At 71.9% G+C, this 2,965-nt stretch carries 3 protein-coding genes and 1 pseudogene; 2 read left to right on the top strand and 2 right to left on the bottom strand.

What is annotated here, in order from left to right; genetic code table 11:
* Both ETD85_RS64235 and ETD85_RS61295 read left to right on the top strand, forming a co-directional pair.
* Positions 1-255, top strand: a pseudogene (locus ETD85_RS64235) (hydantoinase/oxoprolinase family protein); the annotation flags it as partial.
* Entirely contained in the window at positions 252-1,952 is a 1,701-nt protein-coding gene (locus ETD85_RS61295; protein ID WP_138698940.1) for a hydantoinase B/oxoprolinase family protein, read from the top strand. The pseudogene ETD85_RS64235 and the gene ETD85_RS61295, both read left to right, overlap by 4 nt.
* Here the strand turns inward: ETD85_RS61295 and ETD85_RS61290 are convergent.
* Positions 1,895-2,488 carry a Uma2 family endonuclease gene (locus tag ETD85_RS61290; RefSeq protein ID WP_138698939.1) on the bottom strand — a complete coding sequence of 198 codons (594 nt, stop codon included), beginning with the start codon at positions 2,486-2,488 and terminating at the stop codon, positions 1,895-1,897. The genes ETD85_RS61295 and ETD85_RS61290 overlap by 58 nt on opposite strands.
* Before the next feature lie 63 nt (positions 2,489-2,551).
* The coding region (locus tag ETD85_RS61285; protein ID WP_170247491.1) for an adenosylcobinamide amidohydrolase at positions 2,552-2,965 on the bottom strand (414 nt) is incomplete at its 5' end.

Raw genomic sequence — 2,965 nt, 5'->3', positions numbered from 1 at the left:
GCCCCGCCACCCTCCGCCCCGGCCCAGAACGCCGCACCGGCGACGACCGGCACGCGCCCGGGCCTGAGAGCCGCGTACTTCCCCGAGCTCGGCGGCTACACCGAGATCCCGGTCCACACCAGGGACACCCTGGACGGCCGCCTGCCCGGCCCGGCCGTCATCGAGGACGCCGAGTCCACGATCGTGGTCCCGCCCTCCTGGACGGCGGCCCTGTCCGGCACCCGCGCCGTCCACCTCACCAGGAGCCCCCGGTGACCGACGCCCTGACCGCGGAGGTGTTCAGGCACGCGCTGGTCGTGGCGGCGGAGGAGGCCAGCATCGTCGTGGTGCGCTCGGCGTACTCGACGTTCATCGTGGAGGGCTCGGACGCGTCGGCGGCCATCCTGGACGCCCGCGGACGGCTGGTCGCCCAGTCCATGGCCACGACGCTCATGAACAGCATGGCGCTCAGAACCGCCCTCCCCGAGCTCCTCAAGGACTTCCCGCCGGAGTCGATGCAACCGGGCGAGGTCTACGCGCTCAACGACGCCTACCGGGGCGGCGTGCACACCAACGACCTGCTCGTCTACCGCCCGGTCTTCGCCGGCGGCGGTCCCGCCTACTTCACCGCCACCATGATCCACGTCTCTGACCTGGGCGGCCTCTCGGCCGGCGGCATGGCGCCCCTGGCCACGGACATCTTCCTGGAGGGCCTGCAGCTCCCGCCGGTCCGCCTGGCCACGAACGCGGGCATCGACCCGGCCATCGAGGCCGTGCTGAAGGCGAACAGCCGTACCCCGGACAAGGTCATGGGCGACGTCCGCGCGCTCGTGGCGGGCACGGCGGTCGCCGCGGCCCGCCTGGAGTCGCTGCTCGGCGAGTACGGCGACCAGGGCCTGGCCTCCGGCATCGACGACTACCTCGACTACACGGAGACCAGGACCCGCGCGGCGCTGGCCGAGCTGCCGAAGGGCCGGTTCGAGGCGGCGTACCCCATCGACGACGACGGCATCGACCTGGGCCGGTCCCACACGGTGCGGGTGTCGGTCACCCTGGACGCCTCCCGGGCGGTGCTGGACTTCGCGGGCACGGACCCGCAGGTGCCGGCCGCCGTCAACGCCTCGGCCTCGCAGTCCCTGGCCGCCGCCGTCTTCGCCGTCCGCTGCTTCCTGGACCCGGCGATCCCGATGAACGACGGCTGCCTGCGGGCGATCGAGGTGCTCCTGCCCGAGGGCTCCCTGCTCAACGCCCGCTCCCCCTACCCCTGCGGCGGCCGGTACGTCCCCATCTACGCCGCCATGGAGGCCGTCTTCCAGGCCCTGTCGGACGCGGTGCCCGAGCGGGCGATCGCGGCCAGCGGGATCCTGCAGCCGTTCTCGATCGCGGCGGTGGGAGCGCCGTACTGGATCCACCTTTCCTACGACTTCGGCGGGGTCGGCGCCCGCCAGGGGCTGGACGGGCCGGACGCGACGGGCGTGCACTTCGGGATCGGCCGCAACTCGGTGCCGCAGGCGGAGCCGGTGGAGAGCCGCTGCCCGCTGATCGTGGAGTCGATCGAGACGATCCCGGACTCGGGCGGTCCTGGCCGGTTCCGTGGCGGGCTGGGCTCGCGGACGGTCTACCGGTTCCTGGCCGACTGCCACGTGACGACCCGTGGGGACCGGCTCCGGCTGCCGCCGCCGGGCCGGGACGGCGGGCTGCCCGGGCGGCTGGGCGGCTTCTTCAAGCGCCATCTGGACGGGCGGGTGGAACGGCTCGCGTCCAAGGTCAACAACGTCCGGTTCGCGGCGGGCGAGGCGTTCATCGTGGCGACGACGGGCGGGGGCGGCATCGGCCCGCCGGACGAGCGCGACCGGGCGGCGATCGAGGCCGACCTCGAAGCGGGACGCGTCACGCCCCGAGGAGCGGCCGAGGACTACGGGGTCGCGGTCCGCGAGCCGATCAAGTCGGCGGGATCGAAGCTGACGGGGTAGGGCGACGACAGGGACACCGTGGTGCCGGCCTTGTAGGCCGTGGGCTCTTGGTATACGTCACCGTCGAGCTCGTAGATGTGGAGTGTCAGTCCTTCGTCGGGCTCGACACGCCAGTAGACGGGAATGCCCGCCGCAGCGTAAGCCGCCGTCTTGGTGGCCCTGTCATGCGTCTTGGTGCTCGGGCTGACCACCTCTACGGCAAGCAGAAGGTTGCCAGGAGCGAACATGAGTCCCACGGACTCGGATAGCGCTTCGGGCACTACGACAAGGTCTGGTATGTAGAAATCTTTGTCGCTGTGCCGAACGTTGACGGTTGACAAGGCCTCCAGCTCCGGCGGCGCCGCATCATCGAGAATGCGCTGTAGCCGGAAGATGACGCGCTGGTGCAGCGGGGTGGGGGCAGGGCTCACTACTAGGCTCCCGTTTATGAGCTCGTACCGGTTCCCATCGTCCGGGAACTTGAGCAGGTCGTCGACCGTGAACGGCGGCGCACCGGGAAGAACCGTGCGCCTCGTGGTCGGTTCGATCGTCGCCATTGCGGTCACCCACTCAGTACCGGGAGTCTGACCCTCGCCCACATGCTACTTGCCTGTTTTTCCTCACCTGAAGTCACCGGGCCGCCACGCTTCGGCGCCGCGGCGGACCGCCGTGTGCACGGCCCGCGCCGCCCGCGCCCCCCACTCCGACCGTGGCCCGCCGAAGAGCTCCTCGGGGCCCTCGGCGGGCACGGCCACGCACACCGCGTCCGACGCCGTCCCCGTGCAGGGGTAGCCCGCCTCGATCAGCGCCTGCGACTTCGCCTCCGTGACCGTCATCACCAGGTTGACCAGCGCCGCGTCGGTCATGGCCACGGGCAGGACGGTCATGATGTTGATGGTCCCCACCCGCATCGGAGCCAGCTCCGGGTCCGCGGTGCCCTCCGGGGACGCCGCCCAGGTGGGCACCCGCAGGCCGACGGTGGCGACCGCCTCCACGCCCCCGTCGGCGGCGCGTACGTAGCGGTCGACGGACGC

Source organism: Nonomuraea zeae (genome assembly GCF_005889725.1).
GTDB lineage: Bacteria > Actinomycetota > Actinomycetes > Streptosporangiales > Streptosporangiaceae > Nonomuraea > Nonomuraea zeae.
This window is presented reverse-complemented; position numbering and strand designations above follow the sequence as displayed.

Excerpts from the sequence above, each read along its gene's own strand:
- ETD85_RS61290 (WP_138698939.1), bottom strand. The coding sequence starts at position 2,488 with ATGGCGACGATCGAACCGACCACGAGGCGCACGGTTCTTCCCGGTGCG.